Origin of the sequence: Brevibacillus sp. FSL K6-0770 (genome assembly GCF_038000275.1) — a bacterium.
In the GTDB taxonomy this organism is placed as follows: Bacteria; Bacillota; Bacilli; order Brevibacillales; family Brevibacillaceae; genus Brevibacillus; species Brevibacillus parabrevis.
This window is the reverse complement of the sequence record NZ_JBBOBQ010000001.1, coordinates 4,330,285-4,355,721: the sequence shown is the minus strand read 5'-3', so window position 1 is coordinate 4,355,721 and position 25,437 is coordinate 4,330,285. Positions and strand designations below refer to the sequence as shown.

Here is a 25,437-nt window from a genome sequence, read left to right as displayed (position 1 = left end):
GTCGCTTGGATTAATCCACGACCAGCCCTTCGAATACAATCGAGACCTTCTCTTCCATTATTTCTTCCAGCGCCCAGGCGCCTTCGCTGCGCACCCAGTCATACAGCGCGTTGTAGTAGATGTTTTCCAACATGTTTGCCGCCACGAGCGGATTGAACTTGGCCTTCAGCTGTTGCCGATCCTGCGCTTCTTCGATCAGGTCTGCAAAAAGCTGGCGCAGCTCAAAGTACATGTTCTTTTCGTTCTCCAGCACTTTGCGATGCTTCATCGACGATTCCACGACGACTTTGATGAAATCAAAATTGGTGATCGTCACTTCGTTCATGATTTTGTAAATCCGCAGAACCTTGGATTTGCAATCGTCCCCGTAGTCCCACTCCGCACGGCGTTCTTCGATTTCGTGAAGCCGTTCATATCCCCAGTTGGCGAGGATTGCTTCCTTTGACGTGAAATGCAGAAAAATGGTGCCGCGAGCGACATCTGCTTCTTCCGAGATCATGTCGATGGTCGTTGCTTCAAAGCCGTGCTGCTTGAACAGCTTGATGGCAGCGTTGAAGATTTTTTCGCGTGTTTCCCGCTTTTTTCTCTCCCGTCTCGTCGTCAAAAAGGTAGTACCTCCTCTGCTCGTTTGTATGATTATAACATAACACTTACTTACAAAAGAATTTTCCGTACATTTCAGGAGCAAAAGGGCAAAAAAAGGGATAGACTTCTGTGCGAGTCGAATGTATATTTATATACTATAATGAATAAATATTTAATCATACCGAGCTGTTAGAGCATGGGGTGGAGGAGAGTAAAATGAGCGTTGCAAAAGCGCTGACAGTACGTCAGGCAATGATGAAGGACGTCGATGCCATGTTGAAAATCATTAATGAATATGCACAACAGGGATTGATGTTGCCGCGAACGAAACTTTCTGTCTGTGAAAATTTGCAGTCATTTATCGTCGCTCATGATGGAGATACAGTGGTTGGCGTTGCCGGACTGCATATTTTATGGGAGGACCTGGCGGAAATCCGCTCCCTGGCGATATCGGAAAAAGCAAAAGGGATGGGCGTGGGCAAGCATCTCGTCCTTCATCTCGTAGACCAGTGCCGCAACCTGGGCATTAACCGTGTGCTTGCGCTAACCTATCAAAAAGTGTTCTTTGAAAAGTGCGGATTTTGGATCGTAGCGAAGGAAACGTTGCCGCAAAAAGTGTGGAAAGACTGCATTAACTGTTCCAAGCTGCCCATGTGCGACGAAATCGCAATGATTTTCGAGACTGCCTGATACATTTGGTATAGCCTTCCTTTTTTCTTTTCTGGTACTATATTCGTAACAATAATAAAAATATAGAGAATATTGAATCAGAAAAGATGTTCGAATTGGGGGGCTTTCCATGAAGCTGGGCGCGCGCGTACTGATCGTGCTCCTGGTCGCGAGTATCGTACCATTGACCGCGGCAGGAGTGTTTGCTTACCAAGAGACGAAACAGGAATTGCTGAATGGCAGTGCAGCCAAGCTGGAAGCGTTGCGAATCAGCAACAAGGAGCAGGTGGAGAATTACTTGCGGGAGCGCACGAAAAACGTCGATACGCTGGCGGCCTCCGGAACAGTAATCTCTGCCGTTTCTGTCTTTTCCGAGTTGTGGCAAGGAGGCAGGGAGTCTGCCGCCTACAAAGAGGCAGAGCTGTCCTACGCCAAAGAGTTGAAGATGGAAGTCGCGCGCTACGGGTTTTCCAACGCCTTTTTGCTCAGTGAAACAGGCGAGATCGTGTACGAGACAAAGCCGCAAGCGGATTTTGGCACCAATTTGCTGACAGGCCCGCATGCAAGCTCCGTATTGGGCAAGACTGTTCAGCAGGTCGTGAAGGGACAGAGCGCCGAGGTGTCTGATCTGGGCAGGTATGAACCGTCAGGCAATGTGCCAGGTGTCTACATTGCGGCTCCGATTTACGAAAAAGGCTATATGATGGGGCAGCTCGCGGTCGAAGTGCCGCTCGATTACATCTCCCGCCTCTTGAACCAGAGAGAGGGCTTGGGCGAAACCGGAAAAATTTATCTCGTCGGGCCGGACAAGCTGATGCGTTCGCAGTTGGGAAGCGGCGAGGAGACGATTCTCAAGCAGGTCGTAGACACGCCGATCATCGGGCAGGCTTTCCAGTCCGAAGGGTTTTCAGGGACGCAGGAGAGTGTCGATTATCGCGGACAGCCCGTTCTCGTTTCCTATGACCAGATCAAAGTAGCGAAGCATACATGGGTCATTCTCGCCGAGATGGACATGACGGAAATTTTGGCGGGGCCAAGCCGGATTCAAACGGCGATGGTCGTTTTCAACGGGGCGGTGCTCTTGCTCATCGTGGCGATTTCGCTCTACACGGCAGGCTGGCTGCGCCGTTCTTTCAGCGGAATGCTCCTGGCCGCAGAACGGATCGGAAAAGGCGACTTCACGACCTCGTTTCCAAGCAAACTTTTGAAGCGCAAAGACGAGCTGGGCGAGCTTGCCCGTTCGCTGTCGGCGATGCAGAAGCAACTGCAAGGCATTCTTTTGCAAGTCGGACAAGCGGCAGCATCTGTGGCACACGCCGTGCGGGAAATTCACGGGAACACGAACGAGATTGCCGCATCGAGCCAGCAAATTGTGCAGGTGGTCGATCAGGTGGCAGCTTCGAGTGAGAACCAGATGGAGAAAATGGGGCAAACGCTGAATCTGGCCGTGGACTTGACGAATGACGTAGCGGGGGTCACGCAAAATGTGCAGCAAGTCACGCTGTCCTCGACCGAGATGAAGCAGCACGCAGAGGAAGGCAGGGAAGCAGTGACTGCGGTCATTCTCAGCATGGAGGAAATCAACCGCTCGGTAGAAGCTGCCACTTCTGTGATCCACGTCCTGGAGCAGCGCTCGCAAGATATATCGCGGATCATTGCGGTCATTACGGAAATTGCCAGACAGACGAACTTGCTGGCTTTGAATGCGGCGATCGAGGCAGCGCGTGCCGGAGAGCACGGCAAAGGCTTTGCAGTCGTCGCCGGAGAAGTCCGCAAGCTGTCCGAGGGCACGAACGAGGCTGCGCAGCAAATCGTGCGCATGATCAATGACGTACAAAACGACACGGCGATCGCGGTGGCAAAAATGGCCGAGGGAGCAGAGACGACGGCGCACGGCATGAAAACTGCCCGCCAGTCGGGGGAAATGTTCCAGCATATCGAGCAAAACATTTTGCGCGTGTCGGAGGAAATCCGGCGGGTCAGCGACGCCTTCGCGCGGATGGCCCCGGATGCGCAGCAAGTCGTCGTCGTCGCCAAAGAAGTTTCGGCTGCTTCCGTACAAGCTACGGCAGGCGTGCAAAGCATCTCTGCTGCGGTGGAGGAGCAAAGCGCAGCGATGGAACTGATCGCCCAATCTGCCGATCAGCTGGCGAAGCTGGCCGACGATTTGCGCGGCTCGCTGGCCGCATTTGTCCTCAAGTAACCAGGCGGGGAAAATCGCATAACGTTGCCGGGAAATGTTCGTTTTCCCGGCTCTTTTTGCATTTTGGAAGGATATCTCACACAAAATGTTGAATGATAAGGACGATGGAGAGTTTCGGGCCGGAGGGACGTAAGCGTGCACAAACTAGATTGGGAACTTTATTTGCTGCCGTTCGAGCAAGCTGTAGAAGAGATCAAAGTCAAAATTAAAAATATCCGCAACGAGCTGCGCAAGCGCAAGGAGCATTCGCCTATCGAGTTCGCCGTGGGCCGGGTCAAATCGATTCCGAGCATCTACAACAAAGCAAACCGCCTGCAATTTCCGATTGATGAAAATATATGCTGGGAGATCAGGGACATCGCGGGCGTGCGCGTCATCTGTCAGTTTATCGACGACATTCCCGCGGTGGTGGAGATGATCCGCAAGCGCGGCGACATGCGCGTCTATTTGGAAAAAGACTACGTGTCCACGCCAAAAGAAAGCGGTTATCGCGGCTATCACCTGGCGGTCGAATACCCGATCATGATGGCGGGCGGACAAGTGACGATCCCGGTGGAAATCCAAATTCGTACACTCGGAATGAACTTTTGGGCGACGATTGAACACTCGCTGAATTACAAATACGAAGGAATCATTCCGTCGAACATTCGCCAGCGGCTGTTTGAGGCCGCCAAAGCTTCGTACAAGCTGGACAGCGAGATGAACAACATCCGCGACGAGATCAAGGAAGCACAGGCCGAGTTCACGAAAAAGGAAGTGCCGATGGAATCGCTGCTCTCGCTGGTGGAGCTGGACCTGGACATTGACGCTGGAATGATGGAAAGCAGCGCACACGAAAGGAAAGAAAACGAAAATGACGACCATTAATTGGCTGGAAGAAACGAATAAACTCAAGGATGAGCTGATCGCGACGACGCAGGACTTTTTGCGGATCAAAAGCGTGCTCGACCCTGCTACGGCTGGCGAAGGAGCGCCTTTTGGCAAAGGCATTCGCGAAGCGCTGGATTTTGCCCTGGACGTATGCAAGCAAGCCGGAATGACGACCAAGGATGTTCGCGGGTATGCCGCTCACGCCGAGTTCGGGCAAGGGGAAGAGCTGGTCGGCATTTTGAGCCACGTCGATGTCGTACCGGAAGGGGATGGCTGGAGCACTCCGCCATACGCCGCCGAAATCGTAGACGGGAAGCTGGTCGCGCGCGGAGCGATTGACGACAAGGGGCCGACCATGGCGGCGATTTTTGCAGCCAAAGTGGTGCTCGGACTGGGACTGCCTCTTTCCAAGCGCGTCCGCTTCATTTTCGGGACGGACGAAGAGTCCAGCTGGCAATGCGTGAAAACGTATTTTGAAACGGAAGAAATGCCGACGATGGGCTTCACGCCTGACGCCGATTTTCCGCTGATCTATGCCGAAAAAGGTTTGACTGACTTGACGCTGTCCCAATCGTATGAAGCGTTCCAAAAGCTCGGCGCTTCGGCTGTCGAGCAGGCAGACGCCAAGCTCGTGTCCTTCCAATCCGGCCTGCGCATGAACATGGTGCCGGACAAAGGAACAGCGAAGCTGGCGCCACAGGGACTGGACAGTCAGGCGATTGTGGAGCGTTACGAGAAGCACTTGGAGCAAACAGGTTTGAAGGGGCAGGCGGAAGCAAAAGACAGCTTGGTCGTGCTGCATATGGAAGGCGTCTCTGTCCACGGCATGGACCCGAAAAAAGGGGTCAACGCAGGTACCGAGCTGCTCCACTTCCTGCACACACTGACATTGGACGCGCGTGCGGCTGTGTACGTTGCCGCAGCAGATTGCTACTTGCACAAGCAGCATGACGGACAAGCGATCGGCATCGCCCATGACGACGAGGAGATGGGCGCGCTCACATTGAACACGGGCGTGCTGGAGTATGAAGCGGAAGGAGACGCGCTGTTCCGCTTGAACATTCGCTATCCGCACTCGATCTCGTTCGAGAAGTGGTCGACGACTCTCGCAGACCGATTCGCTGCGGCTGCTTTTGACTTGCAAGTCGTGGAGCACCTGACTCCGCACCGCGTCGACCCGAATCACCCGCTGGTCACTACCCTGCAAAAGGTGTACACGGAACAGACAGGGGAAGAGGCAGGCATTATCGCCATTGGAGGTGCCACTTACGGCCGCTCCCTGGATGTGGGCGTAGCGTTTGGCCCGCTGTTCCCGGGACGCCCGGACAGTGCCCATCAGCGCGATGAGTACATTTTGGTCGACGATCTGGTCAAGGCGACAGCGATCTACGCTCAGGCGATTTACGAGCTGGCAAAATAATCGACAGGATAATCCGGGGATGCGGCGATTGGCTGCATCCCCTTTACAATTTGTGGGAGCGCGGTTTATACTTTGGAAGTACGATTGATTGAGTAATCATCCATGAGGAGACGTGTTTGCATGGCCCTGTCCGATTCGCAAGTCCAAAAAATGAAACAGAAGCGCGAGACGATATTGGAGCAAGCCACTCTGATGTTTGCCGAGCACGGCTATAACGATACGACGATTGCGAAAGTAGCGAAGGCGTCAGGCGTCAGCTTTGGCAGTGTGTTTACGTATTTTGAAAACAAAGACCAGCTCTTTTTCGCGGCAGTCGTGGAGCCGTTGCAAGTGTACGCACCTAAGCTGCTCGACTTTGATCCGAACGCCAAGCAGCCGACGCAAGAGCTTTGGAACATGGTGGCAAAGCATATCAAAATCTTTTCGAGCTTCGGCCCGTACTTGCGGCTGGTCGTGCAGGTCATCGGCTATCACAACCGCTTTGCCGAAGCGTTTGCCGAGCTGGACGCTTTTCACAATACGTTTCGGGCGAAAATCGGCGAGCTTGTGAAAAACGGCCAGGAGCGGGGCGAGCTGCAAATCCAGGATGCCAAGTACGCTGCGACTGCCTACACCAGCTTTTTGATCGGCCTGCGGGTGAATCTCATCGACTCGCCAGACAGCCAGATGTGGGAACAATTTGTGCCGTTTGCCATGCAGCTTTTTGGAGCGAAGACCGACTAACCGTGTTCGCTCTTTTTATGACCAATAAATGATTGATTGATCAATCGTAAAAAGGAGGAATCGCGCGTGGGCATTTTCGCGTTTGACCGAACGATTCGCATTCGGATGGTCCTGCAATTTTGGACGAATCTGGCGGTGATGTCTGTTGTGCCGTACTTGATCGTCTTTTTCTCCAGCCAACTGGGCACAGCCGTCACCGGAATGATGTTCATCGGGGTCATGGCGGCGAGCATTCTCGGGACGTTTGCCGGGGGATATGCAGCGGACCGGATCGGCCGGAAAAAAGTGATCGTCACATGTGAAGCGGTTATTTTTGCAGGTTTTAGTGCGGTTGCCTGGGTAAATGCGCCGGGGTATCAGCTGCCGTATGTGACGTTTGGCTTGTTTGTGTTCATTCAACTGTGCACAGGCGCGGCGGGACCTGTTTACCAGGCGTTGATTATCGATGTCAGCCGTCCCGACAATCGGCGCGCGATCTTTACGGCTTTGTACTGGCTCAACAATCTCGCGGGTGCGGCTGGCGGCATGATCGGAGCTTTTTTGTTCAAGGAGCATCACTTTTGGCTGTTTGCCGGAGTCGCTTGCAGCACGGCTATTTCTTTGCTCATCACGATTTTGTACATTGGCGAGACGTATGTGCCGAAAAGCCAAAGCCAGCCCGGCAAAAAGGAAGCGCAGACAAGAGGCGGCGAAGGGCGGAAGTTCAGTCGGATGCTGACGGCGTACGCGAGCGTTTTTCGCCAAAAATGGTTCATGAGGTTCGCTCTGGCAAGCTTGCTGATCATCTCGGTGGAAGAACAATTGACGAACGCCATCGGGATTCGCCTGGTGAAGGAGCTGGCGGAACCGCAAGCGCTCCTGCCGTTTCTCGCCTTTCAGGTAGACGGAATGAACATGCTGGGGATACTGAGATCGGAGAATACGCTCCTGGTTGTATGCCTGACCGGACTCGTCTCCCTGCTGATGAAAAAGGTCAAGGAGCGCGCCAGCTTGCTGTGGGGTCTCGTGCTTTTTTTCAGCGGCTACACCGTGATCAGCTACAGCGCCTCGCCATGGCTGTTGCTGTTTGCGATGCTCGTAGCGACGATCGGCGAGTTGATGCACATCCCTACAAAGCAAACGATGCTGGCGAACATGGTGCCAGATGATGCGCGAAGCACGTACATGGCGGTTTATTCCTTGCTCAACATCGTGGGAGTCAGCAGCGCCGGCGTGTTTATTCTCATCAGCGCCTGGGTGCCGCCGCTGCTTCTCAGTGCCGGATTTGCCTGCATGGGAGCTGTCAGCGTGGGCATGTTCGCAGTTATCACCAAACGGCTTGCGCAAGAACCCGAGACTTCTGCCGCCCCGATCCAGACCGGAGCCTGAGCTTGCTTTCTCTCTGTCTAGCGTTCAAGGGAATTAGCTGGGCTGTCGCGAAAAAGAATAAAGAAAAAATTGATTTTCCAATAGGAGGAATTTTTCTGATGGATGACATCACCAAATTGATCAAGGAACTGACAGAGGTGGACGGCGTTCCCGGACACGAGCGCGAAGTGAGAAAAAAGATGGAGGAGCATTTGGCGCCGCTTAGCGAGCAGCTCGTAAAAGATCGGCTGGGCGGAGTTCTCGGTGCGAAAACGGGGGATGCGGGCGGCCCGAAAATTTTGCTGGCGGGACACCTCGACGAAATCGGCTTCATGATTACGCAGATTACGCCAAAAGGCTACTTGCGCTTCATGCAGCTTGGCGGCTGGTGGCCGCACAATTTGCTCTCGCAGCGAGTGAAGGTCAAGACGCGAAAAGGCGAATACGTGGGGATCATCGGCTCGAAACCGCCGCACTCTCTGGAAAAAGAGGAGCGGGAAAAAGTGATGAAGCTCAAAGATTTGTACATCGACATCGGGGCTAAAAACGAGGAAGAGGCGAAAGCGATGGGCGTCCGCCCCGGCGATTGGGCTGTTCCGGCAAGCGAGTTTACGACGATGCGCGACGGAGAGTTGTGGGTAGCCAAAGCGCTGGACAATCGGGCAGGGTGCGCGCTCGCGATTGAGGTTCTCAAGCGTTTGCAAACAGAGGAACACCCCAATGTCGTATACGCCGGGGCAACCGTGCAGGAAGAGGTCGGCTCTCGCGGAGCAGGTACGGTCGCCCATTTGGTGCAGCCAGACATTGCCTTTGCCCTGGATGTAGGGGTCGCCTACGATACGCCGGGAAGCGAGTCGCATCCGTTCACGTGCAATATGGGCGACGGCCCGCTGATTTTCCTCTACGACGCGACGATGATTCCGCATACCGGACTGCGCGATCTCGTCATGGATACGGCGGAGGAGCTGGGAATCCACGTGCAAGTCGATGCGATGGCAGGCGGGGGAACGGACGCCGACAAGTTCCATACGAGCGGTGTCGGCTGCCCGTCCTTGGTCGTCGGTTTTGCCACCAGGTACATCCACAGCCATAATTCGATCATGTCCAAAAAAGATTTTGAACAGGCTGCCGAGCTGTTGACGGCGGTGATCAAAAAGCTCGATCATGATACGGTAGCGCGATTGATCGACTAATTTCCAGCAGAAATCACCTTCCTGACCACGGCAAAAAGCGAAGGCGTGTCGAATGGTTTGGTTGTATTTTTCAAGCGACTCCTATAGTATAGGTAGGATAGGATTTCGCAAGGGTACAACCTGCCTGGGATGATTCACACCCGCTGTCCATGCAGCCAAGGGTGTACAGAACGGGACCGCGTGTGATGTGAAAGGAAGTGGATATGATGGCAAAATCGTTTGCGTCTTTTGGCTTTCGACCGGAGCTGATGCAAGGGATTCAAGACCTGTATTATAAAGAACCGACGCCGATCCAGGAGGAAGCGATTCCGCTGATTCTGGAAGGGAAAGATGTGATTGGACAAGCGCAGACCGGAACCGGAAAAACAGCAGCGTTCATGCTGCCGATCCTGAACCGTCTGGAGGAAGGAAAGCGCGACATTCAAGCGCTGATTTTGACCCCGACGCGCGAGCTGTCCATTCAGATCGCCAAAGAAGTAGAGAAGCTGGGCAAGCACCTCGATGTGAATGTACTGTCTTTGCACGGCGGAGCGGATATTGACAAACAGCTGAGCAAGCTGAAAGCGACGGTACATGTGGTCGTCGGGACGCCAGGCCGCGTACTCGATCACATGAAGCGCGGTTCGCTGCATTTCGGACGGATTTCCACGCTTGTCTTGGACGAAGCGGACAAGATGATGGAGATGGGCTTTTTGGAGGATGTCGAGCAAGTGATCGTCCACACGCCATCGCAGCGTCAAGTGCTGCTCTTCTCCGCAACCATGCCCGATTTGGTCAAGCGGCTCGCTCATCGCTTCATGAAGCAGCCGCCGCATCTTAAAATCGAGGGCAAGCAAAAGACCGTAGAGAAAATCGAGCAATTTTACTACGTCGTCAACCAAAGTGACAAAACAGATGCGCTCGTCGATGTCGTGGAGCAGGAACAGCCGTTTTTGACGATTGTGTTCGCGAACACGCAAGTCCGCGTGCAGCAACTCACGGCTCGTTTGCAGGAAAACGGACTGTCCGCGCAAGCGCTGTACGGAGATTTGTCGCAAAGCAAGCGCGAGCAGCTGATGAGACAGTTCCGCGAGATGCGCTTCCAGTACCTGGTTGCCACCGATATCGCGGCGCGCGGGCTGGACGTCGAAGGCATCACGCATGTCATCAACTACGATTTGCCCAACGACGTCGACAGCTACATTCACCGCGTAGGCCGTACAGGACGTGCGGGACAGAGCGGAAAAGCGATCTCGCTCATTTCCCCGCGCCAGAAAAACTTGATGGGCCGCTTTGCCAAAGCGACGAAGGCGTCGATTGAAGAGCGCATTCTGGAGCCAGGCCGCCATCTGGATGCAGGCCGTCGCGAACGTGCGCAGGAGCGTGAGGCCCACTTCATCGAGCTGCGCGCCCAACAGGCGAAAGAACAGCAAAAGGAAAAAGACAAAGAGTTCGCTCCAGTGCGCGAAGCTTTGAAGAAAAAAGCGAAAGTAAAGCCAGGCTACAAGAAAAAGCTGGCGCGCGAGCTGGGCGAGCTTCAGACGCAGTATGAGAAAAACCGCAAAAAGGCAGAAGCGATTGCTGCCAGAAAAGCAGGGAAATCGGCAAAGCCGGCAGATGCCAAAAAAGCGGGAAAAGGCGGAGCAAACCGCTCTGCCAAAGGGGCAAGACCGTTCCGTCAAGATTCGGGCAAGTCCAGAGGGTAATGCAAGCATAAGAAAAGGTCCAGATTCGCTTCGTGCGAGCTGGGCCTTTTTCGCGTGTGTCCGATGGCGAGTTATTGTTGGAATTATTTGAACCATAAAACAAAAGTGCAAAAATATTAATTCTGATAAAACATATCGGAATAATGTTGAATAAAATCTTTTTATCGATTAGACTCTAACCTAAGTTCGCAATTTAAATCATATTATTTTTATCTGATTAGTTGTAGTGGGGAGGAAGCGATTATGTGGAAATACATGCTCAAGCGGTCGCTGTCGATGGTCATAACGTTATGGCTCATCGCCACATTGACGTTTGTCATCATGCACCTGATTCCCGGTGATCCGTTCGCGACGGAAGCGCGCATGCTGCCGGAAGAGGTGGTGCAGAACATGCGGGAGCGATACCACCTCGATAAACCGCTGATTGAGCAGTATGTCCAGTATATGAATGGACTGATTCATCTCGATCTCGGCCCTTCGATTCAACAAAAGTCGCAGGACGTCACGACGTTGATTCAAAGCGGCTTTCCAGCGTCAGCCGTACTCGGTTTGCAGTCGCTGGTGATCGCCCTGACCGGGGGCATCGCGCTCGGAGTCGTTGCAGCTCTGTTTCACAACCGCCTGATGGATTATGCGGCGATGTTTTTTGCCATCCTCGGCATCTCGGTTCCGAGCTTCATCCTGGCTCCTTTACTCATCAAGTATTTTGCGGTGAAGTGGGAGCTGCTTCCGGTAGCGTCCTGGGATGGCTGGGAATACTCCGTGCTCCCTTCCGTTGCGCTGGCGATCGGGCCGCTGGCGATTATTGCCCGCTTTGTCCGCACCAGCATGATCGAGGTGTTTGACCAGGACTACATGAGCACGGCGGAGGCAAAAGGGCTTTCGACTTTTCACATCGTGTTCCGCCACGGTATCCGCAATGCGATTCTTCCGGTCATTACGTTTATCGGCCCGCTGTTTGCCAACCTGATTACGGGCACATTTGTCGTCGAAAAGATTTTCGCGATCCCGGGCATCGGCAAATATTTCGTGGAAAGTATTTTCAATCGCGATTATCCGGTTATTCTCGGAACTTCTGTCTTTTACAGTGCCGTCCTGATTTTGACCTTGTTTGTCACCGATATTTTGTACCGATTCGTCGATCCGCGAATCAAATTAGCCAATGGAGGGGAATAGCGCGATGGCAGAAGTATCACATGTGCCAGATGAACTTTTTCGCCCGCTTGATCGCAGCCGGTTCGACAGTCACAACGCCATGCGGCCGAGTGCGAGCTACGGCCTGGAAAGCATCCGGAAAATTTTTCGCAACAAGCTGGCGGTTCTGGGCTTTTGTTTGCTCGGGGCAATCGTGATCTTGTCCGCTTTTGGGCCGGGCATGCTTCCTTACTCCGCCAGCGAGCAATCTCTCGTCTCGGGCAATTTGCCGCTGTCAGCCGAGCATTGGTTTGGAACGGACGACCTCGGCCGCGACATGTGGGTGCGCACCTGGGAGGGAGGGCGAATCTCCCTGTTCATCGGAGTCGTTGCCGCCCTGATCGACTTGGTTATCGGCGTAGTGGTCGGCGGGTTGTCGGGTTACATGGCGGGTCGCGGCAAATGGGGCGATCGCATTGACAATTTCCTGATGAGGCTGGTCGAGATCTTGTACGGAATCCCGTATCTGTTGGTCGTGATTTTGCTGATGGTCATTATGGAGCCTGGACTGGCCACGATTATTACGGCGTTGTCGATCACGGGCTGGGTCGGGATGGCTCGGCTGGTACGCGGGCAAATTTTGCAGGTAAAAGGCCAGGAGTACGTGCTGGCGGCGGAAAAGCTGGGAACGCCGCACGCGAAAATCATTTGGCGGCACCTGATTCCGAACGTCGCCGGGATTATTATCGTCAACTTGACCTTTACGATCCCGCAGGCCATTTTTGCCGAATCATTCCTCAGCTTTCTCGGCTTGGGCGTGCAGGCTCCGACCGCGAGCTGGGGCACGATGGCAAACGATGGGTTAGCCGTGATTTTGAGCGGGCAATGGTGGAGGCTGTTTTTTCCGGGGGTCATGATTTCCTTGACGATGTTTGCTTTTAACGCGATCGGAGACGGATTGCAGGACGCCTTCAACCCGAGGGGCGGCAAAGCTTGAAGGAGGAACGACAGATGACGAATGTGCTGGAAGTGGAAGATTTGCATGTCTCCTTCCGAGCTTATGGCGGGGAAATCCAGGCGGTTCGCGGCGTGAGCTTCGCCGTGCGGCCAGGCGAGACACTGGCGATTGTCGGGGAGAGCGGCTGCGGCAAAAGTGTGACGGCGCGGGCGATTTTGGGCATGGTGAAAGCGCCGCGGGGCCGCGTGAAGAAAGGGAGCGTCCGTTTGCAGGGCAGAGAGCTGTCCTGTCTCGGGAAAAAAGAGTTGCAACAAGTGCGCGGAGCACAAATTGGCATGATTTTTCAAGACCCGATGACTTCGCTGAATCCGACGATGAAGATCGGGACGCAAATCGCGGAAGTGCTGATCAAGCATCAAAAGCTGGCCAAAAAGCAGGCGCGCGAAAAGGCGATCGAGCTGCTGGCGGCGGTCGGCATCCCGGAGCCTGCCCGACGGTACGAGCAGTATCCTCACGAATGCAGCGGGGGGATGAGACAGCGGATCGTGATCGCCATAGCCTTGGCCTGCGACCCTGAGCTGATCATTGCGGATGAGCCGACGACCGCTCTGGACGTGACGATCCAGGCGCAGATTTTGGCTCTATTGAATGATTTGCAACGCACAAAAGGCACGTCGATCATCATGATCACGCACGACTTGGGCGTAGTGGCGGAAGTGGCCGATCAGATGGCGGTCATGTACGCCGGGATCATCGTCGAGCAAGGGCCAGTAGAGGAAATATTCGACAACCCGCAGCATCCGTACACAAAAGGGCTGCTGCAATCGGTGCCGCGCCTGGATCAGCCGAGCGAGGAACGGCTCATTCCGATCCAGGGCGCACCGCCCGATCTGTTTGCGCCGCCTGCGGGCTGCCCGTTTGCCGCCAGATGCGATCACGCGATGGAAGTGTGCGCGCAGTACATGCCGAAAAGCACGGCGTTTTCAGCGCAGCATCAGGCCAAATGCTGGCTGCACGATCGGCGTGCGCACCGCGTGGAGGAACTGGTGAGTGCAGGGAGGGAGCAGCATGTCTGACATATTGGTACAGGTAAACGAACTGCGCAAATATTATTCGATCGGCAACGGCAGACAGGTCAAGTCCGTAGACGACATCTCGTTTTCGATCCGCAAAGGGGAGACGCTCGGACTGGTCGGCGAGAGCGGCAGCGGCAAGTCGACGCTCGGCCGGACCATAGTCGGCCTGTACCCGCCGACGAGCGGCTCGGTCAGCTTTGCGGGAACCGATCTGGCTACGGCACGCGGCAGGCAAAAGCGCGAGATCAATCGCCAGATGCAGCTCATTTTTCAAGACCCGCAATCTTCGCTCAATCCGCGCTTGCGAGTAGGCGAGATCATCGCGGAAGGAATCGAGGCCCACGGCTTGGCAAAAGGCCGCGAGAAAGCGGAGCGGGTGCACCAGTTGCTGGAAAAAGTCGGCTTGCACCCGGACCATGCGAAGCGGTATCCGCACGAATTTAGCGGCGGACAGCGGCAGCGGATCGGAATTGCCCGGGCGCTCGCTGTGCAGCCCAGCTTCATCGTGGCGGATGAGCCGATTTCCGCCCTGGACGTCTCGATTCAGGCGCAAGTGGTGAATTTGCTGGCCGATTTGCAAGCGGAAAGCCAACTGACGTATTTGTTCATCGCCCACGATCTGGCTATGGTCAAATACATCAGCGACCGGATCGGCGTGATGTATTTGGGCCGCATGATGGAGCTGGCTGAAAGCGATGACCTTTTTGCCAAGCCGCTGCATCCGTATACGCAAGTGCTGCTGTCTACGATGCCGGTATCTCATCCGAAGCATCGTGCAGAACGCGAACGCATTGTCATCGGCGAACCGCCAAGCCCGATCAATCCGCCAACAGGCTGCCCGTTTCAGACGAGATGCCCGCAGGCTATGGGCATTTGCAAACAAATCGCGCCAACCTGGAGGGAGGTGGAGGCCAAGCACTGGGTAGCCTGCTTTTTATACGAGTAATTGAGAGAGAAACATACGGAGGAGAGAGACATGAAAAAGAAACTACTTACCGCTGCTGCTTTGCTGATGCTGGTTGTTCCAGGGTTGGCCGCGTGCAGTAAGGACACGCCAGCAGCTTCGGATACAAAGACAGGCCAAACGACTACGCAAGCGGCCGCCATCAAGCAAGAAGTGACCGCCAACCTCAAAGGAGAGCCGTACACGCTCGACCCGGCGTTCGCTTCCGACTCGACTTCGTACTGGGTGATCGACCATCTGTACGAAGGGCTGTATCGCTATAACGACAAGGGAGAACTGGTGGAAGGCGCAGCCGAAAAAATCGAGATTTCCCCGGACGGAAAGACGTACACTTTTCACATTCGCAAAGGCTTGAAATGGTCCAACGGCGATGCGTTGACCGCCAAAGATTTCGAATTTGCCTGGAAGCGGGTACTGGACCCGCAAACAGCGGCATATGAGCCTTCTGCCCTGTACTACATCGAAGGCGCCGAGGAGTACAACACAGGAAAAGGCCCGCTGGACAAGGTGAAAATCTCGACGCCGGATGAATATACGCTCGTCGTCGGCCTGAAAAATCCGGCAAGTTTCTTCCCGAAAGTGGCGATTGGCCGCCCGTACTTGCCTGTGAACCCGAAAGTCGTGCAAGCGGACAAAAACTGGGCAGGAGAAGCGAAAAGCATCGTGACAAACGGCGCATACAAAGTTGGCGCCTGGGAGCACAACAACGAACTGACGCTGGCGAAAAACGACCAGTATTGGGAAAAAGATGCCGTGACGATGGAAACCGTGCATTTTAAAATGGTCAACGATGCCACGACCGCTTATCAAATGTACAAGACAGGCAAGCTTGATCTGATCGATACGTTGCCAACCGATGTGATCGAACAGGAAAAAGGCAAGGATGAGTACAAGGCAGTCGCTGACTTTGGCGTGTATACATACACGTTCAACACTTCCGCAGAGCCGTTCAACAACGCGAAAATCAGACGGGCATTCACAATGGCAATTGACCGCGAGGCGATCACCAATAACATCACCAAAGGCGATCAGAAAGCGGCCTACGGCTACGTCGCTTACGGCGTGACCACGCCATCCGGCAAAGACTTCCGCGATGAAGTAGCGCCTTATTACAGCAACGATCCAGCCGAAGCGAAAAAGCTGCTGGAAGAAGGCATGAAGGAGCAAGGCTGGTCGACGCTCCCTGCCGTTACGTTGAAATACAGCACAGGAGAGACGCATAAAAAAGTAGCAGAAGCTCTGCAAGAAATGTTCCGCAAAAACCTGGGCGTAGAAATCAAGCTGGAGCATCAGGAGTGGAAGACCTACATCGATACGTACAAACAAATGAACTTCCAGATCGCGCGCATGGGCTGGACCGGATCGTATCTGGACCCGCTGGCTGTGCTGGAACTGTACACAAGCAAAAGCTCCAGCAACTTCACCAAATGGGAAAATGCGAAGTACGACCAGCTGATCGAACAGGCGAGAGTGGAGCAGGATCAGGAAAAACGCAACAAGCTTTTGCATGAAGCAGAAGATGTATTGATGGCAGAATTGCCGATCATTCCGGTCTACTTCTATACACAAAACTACTTGAACAGCAAAAAAATCGAAGGAATCCAGTACAGCGTAACGCGGGAGCCGGATTTCCGCCAGGCGAAAAAGGTAGCCGAATAAATCGTGCCCGCTGGCCCGGGACACGCAAGAAAACAAGGGGAGCCTCTCAAGTCAGGGAGGCTCCTTTTTCCTATGGAACAGACAAGCAGAGATAAGGCAATGTTGTGAAATAGTGTTTTCCTCCTAGTAGAATGAGGGTAATATATAGGTAGATAGAACCGTGTGCGAGAAAGCAATGGATCGTAGAGGGCGTGAGGAGAACGAGTGATGATGGATACGTGTTTCAAATGCGGAAGCAAAATGAATCCGAACGAATATAGCTGTCACGTCTGTGGTCAAAACGAAATGGAAGACTATCGGATGATTCGCAATTACGTGCGGAGTTATCCCAATTCGAATGCGATGCAAATTGCCAACGCGACGGGCATCTCCGTCTCAAAAATATTGCGCTACATCAAAAATGGCTCCCTGACCGTCGTGGACAATCAGTCGCGCAGAGGACGGCGTTTTGACTGAACCGGAGATGGGCGAAAAGCCCGCACGCGGCAACATGCGTAAAAGCATGTGAGCGTGCGGGCTTTATTGTGCTGAAAGCAAATGGTGTCCAGCAGCTTGTAAGAGCATGCCAGTAAGTATCTCATATGAATGTCAATCGTGCTTGCCTCCACATGCCCTCGGAAATGGGCTGTTTTTTATTTTGCTCAGGTTACATACGGTATAATTTCATATGGTTTAAGATGACTTTTAGTTACTTTTAGGGGTATTTGCTTGAAAAGGATGTCATTTGTGTTTAATTAACAAAGTTTAAGGTTTATAATTAGGAGGAGGGAATAATTTACACTCATATAATGGAATATTTTAGATAATTCAGGGGTGATTACATGAAATTAAAAGCAAATGAAGTATTTATTCCGGGTGCTTTCCCTAAATATACGTATATTTCTCGGCAATCGTCCGAATTTGATATTTCCTATGAATTTCGATTAAACCAATCTTTAAACACAGTTGGCTTTCTTACCTCAATTGTCGGTCCTTCGAAGACGGGTAAAACCGTATTGTGTGAAAAAGTAATAGGTATTGATAAAATGAAGGATTTTTCAGGAAGTGATTTCAAGGAATCCGAAGACTTTTGGGTAACAATTGCAAAAAGAGTTGGATTGCCACTTGAGAGTGACCAAACTGAGCAAAGGACGATACAAGGACAGGGGATCGCTGGTACTAGAGAGGGTGTAGCATCTTCAATAACAGAAAAGTATCATTCAAATAAAGACAAAGTCATTCAATATTTTCTCGAAAATGATTGGGTGCTGGTTTTAGATGATTTTCATTACGCTTCCCCAAATATGCAAATGGAAATAGCTTATCAGCTAAAAGACGCCATACGCAAATATTTTAAGACAGTGGTCATTTCCTTACCCCATCGATCTGATGACGCGATTAGAAAAAACTCAGATTTGAGCGGTAGATTGAATTTGATCAATATTGAACCTTGGAATACGAAGGAATTGCGAGAAATCGCCGTAACTGGATTTGGTAAACTTGGGCTAAATATAAATTCTGCTTTAGCGAATAACATGGCGCAAGAAAGTTTGTCTTCACCACAGCTCATGCAATCCATTTGCCTAAATCTCTCCCTGTTACTTGATATAGACAACAAAGATAACCCCAAACTCGATTCATCCATGCTGAAAAAAGCATATGAGATGACTTCTTTGAACCTTCTTTCTTACAGAGAAGTTGCTAGAAAGCTCAAAAATGGCCCCAATCCGAGAGGACAAAAGCGGAAAACGTACACCATTAACAGTGGTAATCAAGTTGATATTTACGAATTGCTTTTAAAGGCATTAAGTGTTGATCCGCCGAAGGTAAGTTTTTTTATCGATGAAATGAAAAGAAGAATGGATGCATTGGTAAGTGATACAGATAAACCGGATCGATTAAAAATCAAAACGACAATTGGTCAAGTACAGTCAATCATGCAAACCAGTGAACCAATGTATCAAGTATTTGAATATAAAGACGACGAGGTTTATATACTAGAGCCTCTTTTCCTTTTCTATTTGCGCTGGGGAAGGCTTAACTGAACGTAGCAAGCACAGGTTTATTCAAGAGGGGGATCATCTTGACTAAGTTAATTCAAAGTAAAGCTGATGCCATTAGAGCAATACAAGAGCTGATAGACGAAGGGCGGAAATTAACTCTGGAGGAACAATTTTCTTCTTGGAAAACGACCACCGCCAGAGGTTTAGAACGCTTATTTTCTGATCAGACAATCGGACAGTCTTTTGCAATAAGCGTCTTTGGGTCAATGAAGAGGGATTCCCATCTACTTGGAGTATCTTATCTTGAAAGCTTGATTCGTGATATAAATAAAGGTTTATTCGAACCTAATGGAACCCGAGATGAAATTGACGTGGAGCATTTTCACATCATTATTCGGAGAATCCTTGCCAATTTTTATAAGCATATTCAGGAAATGTATCAAAAGCCTGTGCATGGCAGAGGGACATTGACAAAAGCGGACTTACAGAAGATTGTTCTCGGGAATGAGTACGATGTGCAACGTATGCTTTATTCATTAATCCGCCCGATTTTCCCTGATGCAAGAGTTGAAATCTACGGGGATGGTGGATATAAAAGTTATCGCTATGATATTTTTTTTGATGCATACGAAACGGTTATCGAAGTCAAATGCTCCCGGCCATCGATGCAAGAACGTGAGCTAACCGAGCAAATCGGATCGGATGCTTTTCATTATCAAGAAAAGTACATTTACTTCTTTATTTACGATAAGCATGGAGTAATAGCAAATGTCGATGCTTTCTGCAACACATATAGGAAATCGCTGGATACACACGAAAAGCAAATCGAAACGGTTGTTATCCAGCCCATTACTATTTAAAAAGATCCTCCAGCGTGTTTACGCACTCTTTCGCAGTACAAAGACGGTGTGTGGACAAATTAAAAAGAGGCCAGAGCTGTGCACGCAGCTTGGCCTCAGTACATGAAGACGGTCGTTTCCGAAAGGTTCGGTTCAATAGGTTGCAGCAAATGACTGCCCGTGCTCTGCATGCATAAGGGTGGTCATTTTTTGTGTAATCAAGATTCAGACTTGATTGTGCCAGTGTAATGATGACAGTGCTGGCTACAGCCACCGCAGTCCTTTCGGATAATGATTTTTCAACTGCCCCTCGGACTGTTTGCCCCAGCCGAGCGAAAAGCCGTCGACGGTGACAAGTGTCCAGCCGTTTGCTCCGTCTCTTGCGAGGGCTTCGCCTTTCAAATAGCGCACGACTTGCGGATCGTCCGAAGCGTAGGAGGCTACGCGGGCTGCCTGTGCGGGTGTGCTGGCGAGCGCGAGCGCATGGGCTGGCTCCAGCCGATTTTTTTTCACGGTGCCGAGGTGGAGTCCGACGCGTGCGACCTTCAGCTTGTCCCAATCAAAGCCAGGCAGCGGCGAGTAGTAAAGCTGTTCGCCAAACAAAAGAAATGCGGACTCGTCCGCAAACTCGGCGAGAAGCTCGGGCATCGCTTCCTCGGCAAAGGCGCGCCAGGCCAAGAGCGCTTCCTTGCGTCCGGCGGGAGCGGTTTTGGCTTTTGCCGCGCGTTTGTCCTTGCGCTTTTCTGGTAGCTCGCTGGAGTCGGCATCGCGGCTTTTTTGCAGCTTGGCGAGGTAATGACCTTCCCCTTGCAAAAGGTGCGGCCACAAGCGCGCTGTCTTGCCGAGCGGCTCGCAGCGAGGATTGGCCCAGTCGGGTTGCCCCGGTGCAAACCATCCTGGCTCAGGCAGCTCCACGACCGTAAATTCCGGGTGACGGGTCAGGAAATCGACGAGAGACTGCTCATTTTCCAGCGGCGCGAACGTGCACGTCGAGTAGACCAGCGTTCCCCCGGGCTTGAGCATGGCACTGGCAGCGTCGAGAATGTCTTGCTGCATGAGGTGGCATTCTGTCACTTTGTCGGGCGACCAGTCTTCGATGGCTTCCGGCAGCTTGCGGAACATGCCTTCGCCCGAGCACGGTGCGTCCACGAGAATCTTGTCGAAAAACTGCGGGAAGCGCTCTTGCAATTTTTCCGGTGTCTCGTTGGTCACAACCGCATTTTTGACGCCGCAGCGCTCCAGGTTTTCCGCCAAAGCCTTGACGCGAACCGGATGGATTTCGTTGGCAACGAGCAAGCCCTGACCGTTCAGGCCCGCAGCGAGCTGCGTCGACTTGCCTCCCGGAGCGGCGCACAGGTCGAGAATGCGCTCCCCTGGCTGGGCGTCCAGCGCTTCGGCCGCAGACATCGCGCTTGGCTCTTGCAAGTAATACAACCCAGCGGCGTGATACGGATGTTTTCCGGGACGCTCCTGGTCTTGGTAGCGAAACCCGTTCACACACCAGGATACCGGCTCCAAAGCAAAAGGCGAGCGGGACAGAAACTGCTCGCGCGCGACTTTGAGCGGATTGACCCGCAATCCGTGCGTAACAGGTTGGTCGTAGGATGCGAGGAACGCTGCGAACTCCTGGTTCAGCAGGCTTTTCATACGTTCTGTGAAGAGTCCGGGTAGATTTTGTGTCATAAATGCCTCCGTTGTCAGATTTTGGCCGCAAGTAAAAGGAAAAGCTAGAATCATGGCGAATCATAGAAAATGAGGTGAGAGCTTTTATGAAGGGATCCCGTGCAGAACGCTACCGCTCCCGGCGGAGGAACGACTCGGAAGTCAGCCGGTTTTGGATCATGGGGTTGCTTTTCTCACTGCTGGTGCTCGCTTTTGAATTCTTCATCGAAATTCCCGCCGATGCAGATTGGCTTGTGGATATGGAGATGGCTTTGTTTTCGGCCAGCTTTACTTTGCTCGCCTTTTACCTGCTCGGGCTTACCTTTGCCTTTTCCCGCCATCAAAAGGCAGGGAAGATCAATCACCAGATCATCATCTATGTATGGTTGGGGGCGATCTTGTTTCACCTGTTCCTGCTCATCAGCAACTTGTCCAATCAGCATGTGTACAAGGCAGGGATCATTCTATTTTTAGGGCCTTTGTTTTTGACTGTCTACCATTTTATCACGTACTTGTCCGCTTTGCGCGAGGAGCGTGAGGAGCAGGAGGCAGCTACGGCTGCTTCGCTGGAGCGCACGGCCTACCAGATGATTTTGGAGGGCGGCAAAGTGTACAGCGAAATCAGCCGGTTAAAAACAGAATATCCAGAAGTGGATCAGATGCTTCGAGCCAACGATTTTCACGATAGATTGGAGCGCTATGCCCTGGAAATGCAACAGTATTTGCAGGTCAAGCAATTTGAGCGCAAAGACGTGGAGTTGTTGGAGGGACATTACTATTTCTTGGAGAATTTGCTGAGTCTCGCCAAGCAGCACCCCGGGATCACCGAATCCCGCGCGTACTCTCGGCGAAAAGACATGTAAAGCGAAAAAGGAGAGGGAAAGCGGATGTTTTGGAAAAAGGACAAAGGACTTGCGGAAAAAGAAACAGCAGCAGCGGCAGCAGTGACAACCGTGACAAAAGAGAGCGCAGCACACCAGGCAGACACGTGGAAAAAGGAACTTCGCGGGTTATACGAGCAGATGGGCGCCATCATTTCGCAGCACAATGAAGTAAATGCTCAGCATGATGGGCTTGCCCGTCTGGCGACACAAATGAAAAACGTCGTAGAAAAAATTCAGGCCATCAACGAAAAAGACGATGAATCCGCCAACCAGCTCTCCATTCGTGGCGAGCGGTTGACGGCTATCTGCAAAGAGTCCGTAGAGCGTTCCGATGCGGGCAAAAAGGCGATGACAGAAGTCGTAGATGTCATGAGCCAGCTGGAAAAGGAATCGACGAACACATCCCGCTCCATGAGCCGTCTCGAAGAACGTTCTTCGGAAATTACCAGCATCGTTAAAGTGATTAGCGACATCGCCAACCAGACGAATTTGCTCGCGCTCAACGCAGCCATCGAGGCGGCGCGTGCGGGTGAACAAGGCCGCGGCTTTGCCGTAGTAGCGGACGAGGTGCGCAAGCTGGCGGAAATGACGGCCAATTCGACCAAGACGATCGCTGATTTGATTGGCAAAATCCAGGAAGAGACGAAGGAAGCGCTCGCCAACAGCGAGAAGAGCGGCAACGCGATCAAAAGCGGACTGTCCATCAGCAAGGAAGCATCGGAGAAAATGGAGGGCATCGCGCGTGCTTTCCACGAAGTCAACGGCGAAGTGGCAGGCGTGATGCAGATCATCCAGCAGCAAAAACGCTTTGCCGATGAGGTTTCCGGCCAGGTCAATGAAGCGCGGGACTTGCTGGACGGCTTGAACGACGATTTGATCGGGCACGTCAAAGAAGCGGGTGTGGTCGATCATCTTTTGCAGGCAAGTTTGAAGGAACTCAAAAAAGTATTGTCCTAATTCATTTTTTTAGAAACGAAAAGTCCCTCACCACAGTCTTTAAAGGTGAGGGATTTTTTTTATGGAAAAAAACACCTGGCAGTGTACGCCGAGCCGATCCAGCTTGGCAGCCATTCGTGATAGGCGGATATGGTTGGGCGCTGGCTTGCGGGAATGGGGTAAGCGCCAGTCGAAACTTGATCGAGTTGCTCAGGACGGCTGTTGTTGAGTCTGTGCGACGCGACATCGTGGGAGTGCTTTCGCGTTAGATGGTATCATTTTCAAGCTGATACAAGAAATGTTTGATTCGCAAGTATGAAATGGAGGAGTTTTTTTCAAACAGGAGGATGAGATGGTTAAAAAATTGAGCTTCTTGACTCTATTGATGGTGACGATTGCCGTATCTTCGTTTCTTTACGGTTCGGCTACGGCGCAGTTTTGGCAAAAGCCTGCTGAAAAAGCAACAACGAGCAAAGTAAATGGCGGTACTCTTTCCACGCGGGAGTTTGTCTTCGGCGAGGGCGAAGTGTATTGGAGCCAGCAGATCACGGGCAAGCAAGATAAGCAGCCGCACGTGATTACCGTTCCGATCCAGGGCAACAGCCAGAACATGCTGTTTCGCTATCGAGCCTACACGGAGGATAAACAGCCATATTGGCAATCCGTTTCGCTCGATCAGGTAAAAGAGCTGCCATTGGCTGCCGGATTCGTGGAAACAGAAGGGCGGTATATTTGGCTGGGAATGCCGACAGTATATGCCCACTTAGGCCAGGGCACGATACAGGAACATATCGAGCTTGCCCTGCCAGTTGAAGTCAAACAGAAGGCAAAAGGGGTCGAGCTGGAAATCAAGCTGCCGATCAGGGCGGGGTATACAAGCGAGATGTGGGCGCTTGACTCCAGGGAACCGCTCGTGCCGTGGGGCGAGAAACATTATGACAAAATTTGGCTCGCACTCGATGTTTCGCAAAATGCGAAATGGTTGCAGGACGGCTATTACTATAAAAGTCCGTCCACCTATGTACCGACTTCGGATACTTCTTATTGGCGGATTCCAGAAAATTATGTATTGCGCTCCTTTTTGTACACGGGCGGTGCCAGAGCGGGAGAAAACATGGCATACGTCATGTTGAAGGCGAGCATGCTGCAGCAGGAGCCGGAGGGAGATTGGAAGACGCTGCCTCTTTCCCAATGGCTGAGCGACGATTACGGGATTCCCGAAGGCTTTTTTGACACGCGGTTTAACACAGGGGCAGCCGAATTGATGCTGCGGGGCTGCCAGAAATACAACGAAGAACAATTTTGCCAGGCGGCGCAAAAATATAGCGCGTATTTCCATAAATACGCGGCTGAACATCATTATTCCGCAGCAGGCGTAACGGAAGGCTGGCTCGTGGCCGATTATGCCCATCCGGCCAAGCCTGGCATTCAGACACATGTGTCGCTCAACCATCAGCTGGCGGAAATCAATTACTTGTACAGCAGCTACCAGCAATTCGGCAATCCGACAGACAAAGATTTGGCTGATGTCATGCTGACAGGGGTCATTAACCTGGGAAGCAAATGGATTCTTCCCAACGGCGACTTGCACTATGCCTACTTCCCGAACGGAACTTTCGGAAGGAGGGACTATCCGACTTTGACTTACAACGACTTGGTAGAAACCCAGCGCTTGTATCAACAGCTTCATGGCATGGAGGAACCAACCATCGCTCAGCTGATCGCGAGCAAGCAAGTATGGATGCAAAAAAACAACATCGCGTATTCCCAGTAAGACACGGCAAAAAAAGGCTGTAGGAGAGTTAGCTCCCGCAGCCTTTTGCTATGGAATCCTGCCTATTGCTTCTGAAGGGCAAACAAAGTCAGAAAACTGACAGCTTCTCGCAGCTCCACGCTCAAGCGCCCGACGATATCCGGAGTAATGCCTTCCTTGTACACAGGCTCCTCCGCAAGCAGCACAAAGCCGTTTTCGGCCGCAAGCTGCTTGGCTTCCCACGGCATCATCGTATTTTGAATCGTATTTTCTTCGTACAGCCGCCGATAGCTATGGGCGCGCGGGCCTGCTGTCGGGCCTAAAATACCGAGGATGAGAATCCCGCCTGGAGCGAGGACGCGATGCAGCTCCAGCAAAGCTTGCAAGGGAGCGGGCGCAAATTCGACGACATTGATGGACATGACTGCTGCAAACGTGCCGTCTGCAAAGGGAAGCTTGCTGATATCTGCTGTCTGGAAGCGGACATTTTCCGGGAAAGCGGTTTGCCTGCTTTGGGCGAGACGAATCATTTCCCCGGCAATGTCGACCCCTTGGACCTGATATCCGTACTCGGCCAGCTTGCAGCTTGCGTAGCCATCTCCGCAGCCTGCATCCAGAATCGGCCCTTGTTCTGCCGACACATGTCGCTGTAAAAACGGGAGAATCGTGCTGCGGCTTCCTTTTTCCCACATCTGCTCGCTTCTTTTGTGCCAGTCGGCGGCAAACTCATCCCATTGTCTGGCAGCTTCTTTGCTCCATTGACCTGACAACTCTTCCACCTCCTAATGAAAGTGTGAACTGGCTTTATTGTACCAAGCGGGCGCTCAATTGCGTACTTTAATTGGTGAAAGCGTTTGAGCGTTTTCGCGTTGTTCCGTGTTCTTGCACGAGGAAG

At 52.4% G+C, this 25,437-nt stretch carries 22 protein-coding genes; 19 read left to right on the top strand and 3 right to left on the bottom strand.

Features of this window, described 5'->3' with window-relative positions; translation table 11 throughout:
* Positions 1–10 precede the first annotated feature (10 nt).
* Entirely contained in the window at positions 11–604 is a 594-nt protein-coding gene (locus tag NST23_RS20705) for a TetR/AcrR family transcriptional regulator (RefSeq protein WP_063227964.1), read from the bottom strand.
* A gap of 197 nt (positions 605–801) precedes the next feature.
* On the opposite strand from NST23_RS20705, the gene NST23_RS20700 reads away from it, so the two are divergent.
* The 16 genes from NST23_RS20700 to NST23_RS20625 all read left to right on the top strand — a co-directional run bounded on the left by NST23_RS20700 (position 802) and on the right by NST23_RS20625 (position 19,328).
* On the top strand, positions 802–1,275 hold the full coding sequence (locus NST23_RS20700) for an N-acetyltransferase (RefSeq protein ID WP_340964497.1): 474 nt from the start codon (positions 802–804) through the stop codon (positions 1,273–1,275).
* Between the two features lie 109 nt (positions 1,276–1,384).
* Positions 1,385–3,457, top strand: coding sequence for a methyl-accepting chemotaxis protein (locus tag NST23_RS20695; protein ID WP_122963861.1), 2,073 nt, complete (start codon positions 1,385–1,387; stop codon positions 3,455–3,457).
* Positions 3,458–3,592: 135 nt separating this feature from the next.
* Positions 3,593–4,324, top strand: coding sequence for a GTP pyrophosphokinase (locus NST23_RS20690; protein WP_122963862.1), 732 nt, complete (start codon positions 3,593–3,595; stop codon positions 4,322–4,324).
* Positions 4,311–5,747, top strand: coding sequence for a dipeptidase PepV (gene pepV / locus NST23_RS20685; protein ID WP_122963863.1), 1,437 nt, complete (start codon positions 4,311–4,313; stop codon positions 5,745–5,747). Before NST23_RS20690 ends, pepV begins: the two co-directional genes overlap by 14 nt.
* 120 nt (positions 5,748–5,867) lie before the next feature.
* Positions 5,868–6,470 carry a TetR/AcrR family transcriptional regulator gene (locus NST23_RS20680; RefSeq protein ID WP_217022351.1) on the top strand — a complete coding sequence of 201 codons (603 nt, stop codon included), beginning with the start codon at positions 5,868–5,870 and terminating at the stop codon, positions 6,468–6,470.
* A gap of 66 nt (positions 6,471–6,536) precedes the next feature.
* A complete protein-coding gene (locus tag NST23_RS20675; protein WP_274874175.1) occupies positions 6,537–7,838 on the top strand; it encodes an MFS transporter in 1,302 nt (433 codons plus the stop codon).
* A 98-nt stretch (positions 7,839–7,936) separates the two neighbouring features.
* Positions 7,937–9,010, top strand: a complete 1,074-nt coding sequence (locus NST23_RS20670; RefSeq protein WP_122963866.1) for a M42 family metallopeptidase — start codon at positions 7,937–7,939, stop codon at positions 9,008–9,010.
* Between the two features lie 206 nt (positions 9,011–9,216).
* Entirely contained in the window at positions 9,217–10,695 is a 1,479-nt protein-coding gene (locus tag NST23_RS20665; protein ID WP_122963867.1) for a DEAD/DEAH box helicase, read from the top strand.
* Positions 10,696–10,938: 243 nt separating this feature from the next.
* Positions 10,939–11,871 carry an ABC transporter permease gene (locus tag NST23_RS20660; RefSeq protein WP_122963868.1) on the top strand — a complete coding sequence of 311 codons (933 nt, stop codon included), beginning with the start codon at positions 10,939–10,941 and terminating at the stop codon, positions 11,869–11,871.
* Positions 11,872–11,875: 4 nt separating this feature from the next.
* Positions 11,876–12,826 carry an ABC transporter permease gene (locus NST23_RS20655; protein WP_217022349.1) on the top strand — a complete coding sequence of 317 codons (951 nt, stop codon included), beginning with the start codon at positions 11,876–11,878 and terminating at the stop codon, positions 12,824–12,826.
* A 14-nt stretch (positions 12,827–12,840) separates the two neighbouring features.
* Positions 12,841–13,863, top strand: a complete 1,023-nt coding sequence (locus NST23_RS20650) for an ABC transporter ATP-binding protein (protein ID WP_122963870.1) — start codon at positions 12,841–12,843, stop codon at positions 13,861–13,863.
* The gene (locus tag NST23_RS20645) at positions 13,856–14,809 is read left to right on the top strand and encodes an ABC transporter ATP-binding protein (protein ID WP_173596820.1); all 954 of its coding nucleotides are present in this window, start codon (positions 13,856–13,858) and stop codon (positions 14,807–14,809) included. The genes NST23_RS20650 and NST23_RS20645 overlap by 8 nt, the downstream gene beginning before the upstream one ends.
* A gap of 30 nt (positions 14,810–14,839) precedes the next feature.
* On the top strand, positions 14,840–16,486 hold the full coding sequence (locus NST23_RS20640) for a peptide ABC transporter substrate-binding protein (protein WP_173596821.1): 1,647 nt from the start codon (positions 14,840–14,842) through the stop codon (positions 16,484–16,486).
* A 207-nt stretch (positions 16,487–16,693) separates the two neighbouring features.
* Positions 16,694–16,942: a hypothetical protein gene (locus tag NST23_RS20635; protein ID WP_217365125.1), complete on the top strand. Its 249-nt coding sequence runs from the start codon at positions 16,694–16,696 to the stop codon at positions 16,940–16,942.
* Between the two features lie 365 nt (positions 16,943–17,307).
* The gene (locus NST23_RS20630; RefSeq protein ID WP_242774844.1) at positions 17,308–18,510 is read left to right on the top strand and encodes an ATP-binding protein; all 1,203 of its coding nucleotides are present in this window, start codon (positions 17,308–17,310) and stop codon (positions 18,508–18,510) included.
* 38 nt (positions 18,511–18,548) lie between these two features.
* Positions 18,549–19,328, top strand: a complete 780-nt coding sequence (locus NST23_RS20625) for a PD-(D/E)XK nuclease domain-containing protein (RefSeq protein ID WP_242774845.1) — start codon at positions 18,549–18,551, stop codon at positions 19,326–19,328.
* Between the two features lie 243 nt (positions 19,329–19,571).
* Here the strand turns inward: NST23_RS20625 and NST23_RS20620 are convergent, their stop codons facing one another.
* Entirely contained in the window at positions 19,572–20,990 is a 1,419-nt protein-coding gene (locus NST23_RS20620) for an RsmB/NOP family class I SAM-dependent RNA methyltransferase (protein ID WP_328139832.1), read from the bottom strand.
* Positions 20,991–21,076: 86 nt separating this feature from the next.
* Here NST23_RS20620 and NST23_RS20615 point away from each other — a divergent pair, with 86 nt between their 5' ends.
* From NST23_RS20615 to NST23_RS20605, 3 genes are all read left to right on the top strand, one after another.
* A complete protein-coding gene (locus NST23_RS20615; RefSeq protein ID WP_122963875.1) occupies positions 21,077–21,832 on the top strand; it encodes a hypothetical protein in 756 nt (251 codons plus the stop codon).
* A gap of 24 nt (positions 21,833–21,856) precedes the next feature.
* Complete coding sequence (locus tag NST23_RS20610) at positions 21,857–22,810, top strand: methyl-accepting chemotaxis protein (RefSeq protein WP_122963876.1); 954 nt, start codon at positions 21,857–21,859, stop codon at positions 22,808–22,810.
* Positions 22,811–23,141: 331 nt separating this feature from the next.
* Positions 23,142–24,563 (top strand): hypothetical protein, encoded by a 1,422-nt coding sequence (locus tag NST23_RS20605; protein ID WP_122963877.1) that lies wholly within the window; start codon positions 23,142–23,144, stop codon positions 24,561–24,563.
* Between the two features lie 62 nt (positions 24,564–24,625).
* Here the strand turns inward: NST23_RS20605 and NST23_RS20600 are convergent, their stop codons facing one another.
* A complete protein-coding gene (locus NST23_RS20600; RefSeq protein ID WP_280648717.1) occupies positions 24,626–25,312 on the bottom strand; it encodes a class I SAM-dependent methyltransferase in 687 nt (228 codons plus the stop codon).
* Between the last annotated feature and the right edge of the window lie 125 nt (positions 25,313–25,437).

Coding starts and splice junctions, on each gene's coding strand:
- NST23_RS20700 (WP_340964497.1), top strand. CDS start 802: ATGAGCGTTGCAAAAGCGCTGACAGTACGTCAGGCAATGATGAAGGAC.
- NST23_RS20695 (WP_122963861.1), top strand. CDS start 1,385: ATGAAGCTGGGCGCGCGCGTACTGATCGTGCTCCTGGTCGCGAGTATC.
- pepV (WP_122963863.1), top strand. CDS start 4,311: ATGACGACCATTAATTGGCTGGAAGAAACGAATAAACTCAAGGATGAG.
- NST23_RS20680 (WP_217022351.1), top strand. CDS start 5,868: ATGGCCCTGTCCGATTCGCAAGTCCAAAAAATGAAACAGAAGCGCGAG.
- NST23_RS20670 (WP_122963866.1), top strand. CDS start 7,937: ATGGATGACATCACCAAATTGATCAAGGAACTGACAGAGGTGGACGGC.
- NST23_RS20665 (WP_122963867.1), top strand. CDS start 9,217: ATGGCAAAATCGTTTGCGTCTTTTGGCTTTCGACCGGAGCTGATGCAA.
- NST23_RS20660 (WP_122963868.1), top strand. CDS start 10,939: ATGTGGAAATACATGCTCAAGCGGTCGCTGTCGATGGTCATAACGTTA.
- NST23_RS20655 (WP_217022349.1), top strand. CDS start 11,876: ATGGCAGAAGTATCACATGTGCCAGATGAACTTTTTCGCCCGCTTGAT.
- NST23_RS20650 (WP_122963870.1), top strand. CDS start 12,841: ATGACGAATGTGCTGGAAGTGGAAGATTTGCATGTCTCCTTCCGAGCT.
- NST23_RS20645 (WP_173596820.1), top strand. CDS start 13,856: ATGTCTGACATATTGGTACAGGTAAACGAACTGCGCAAATATTATTCG.
- NST23_RS20640 (WP_173596821.1), top strand. CDS start 14,840: ATGAAAAAGAAACTACTTACCGCTGCTGCTTTGCTGATGCTGGTTGTT.
- NST23_RS20635 (WP_217365125.1), top strand. CDS start 16,694: ATGATGGATACGTGTTTCAAATGCGGAAGCAAAATGAATCCGAACGAA.
- NST23_RS20630 (WP_242774844.1), top strand. CDS start 17,308: ATGAAATTAAAAGCAAATGAAGTATTTATTCCGGGTGCTTTCCCTAAA.
- NST23_RS20620 (WP_328139832.1), bottom strand. CDS start 20,990: ATGACACAAAATCTACCCGGACTCTTCACAGAACGTATGAAAAGCCTG.
- NST23_RS20615 (WP_122963875.1), top strand. CDS start 21,077: ATGAAGGGATCCCGTGCAGAACGCTACCGCTCCCGGCGGAGGAACGAC.
- NST23_RS20610 (WP_122963876.1), top strand. CDS start 21,857: ATGTTTTGGAAAAAGGACAAAGGACTTGCGGAAAAAGAAACAGCAGCA.
- NST23_RS20605 (WP_122963877.1), top strand. CDS start 23,142: ATGGTTAAAAAATTGAGCTTCTTGACTCTATTGATGGTGACGATTGCC.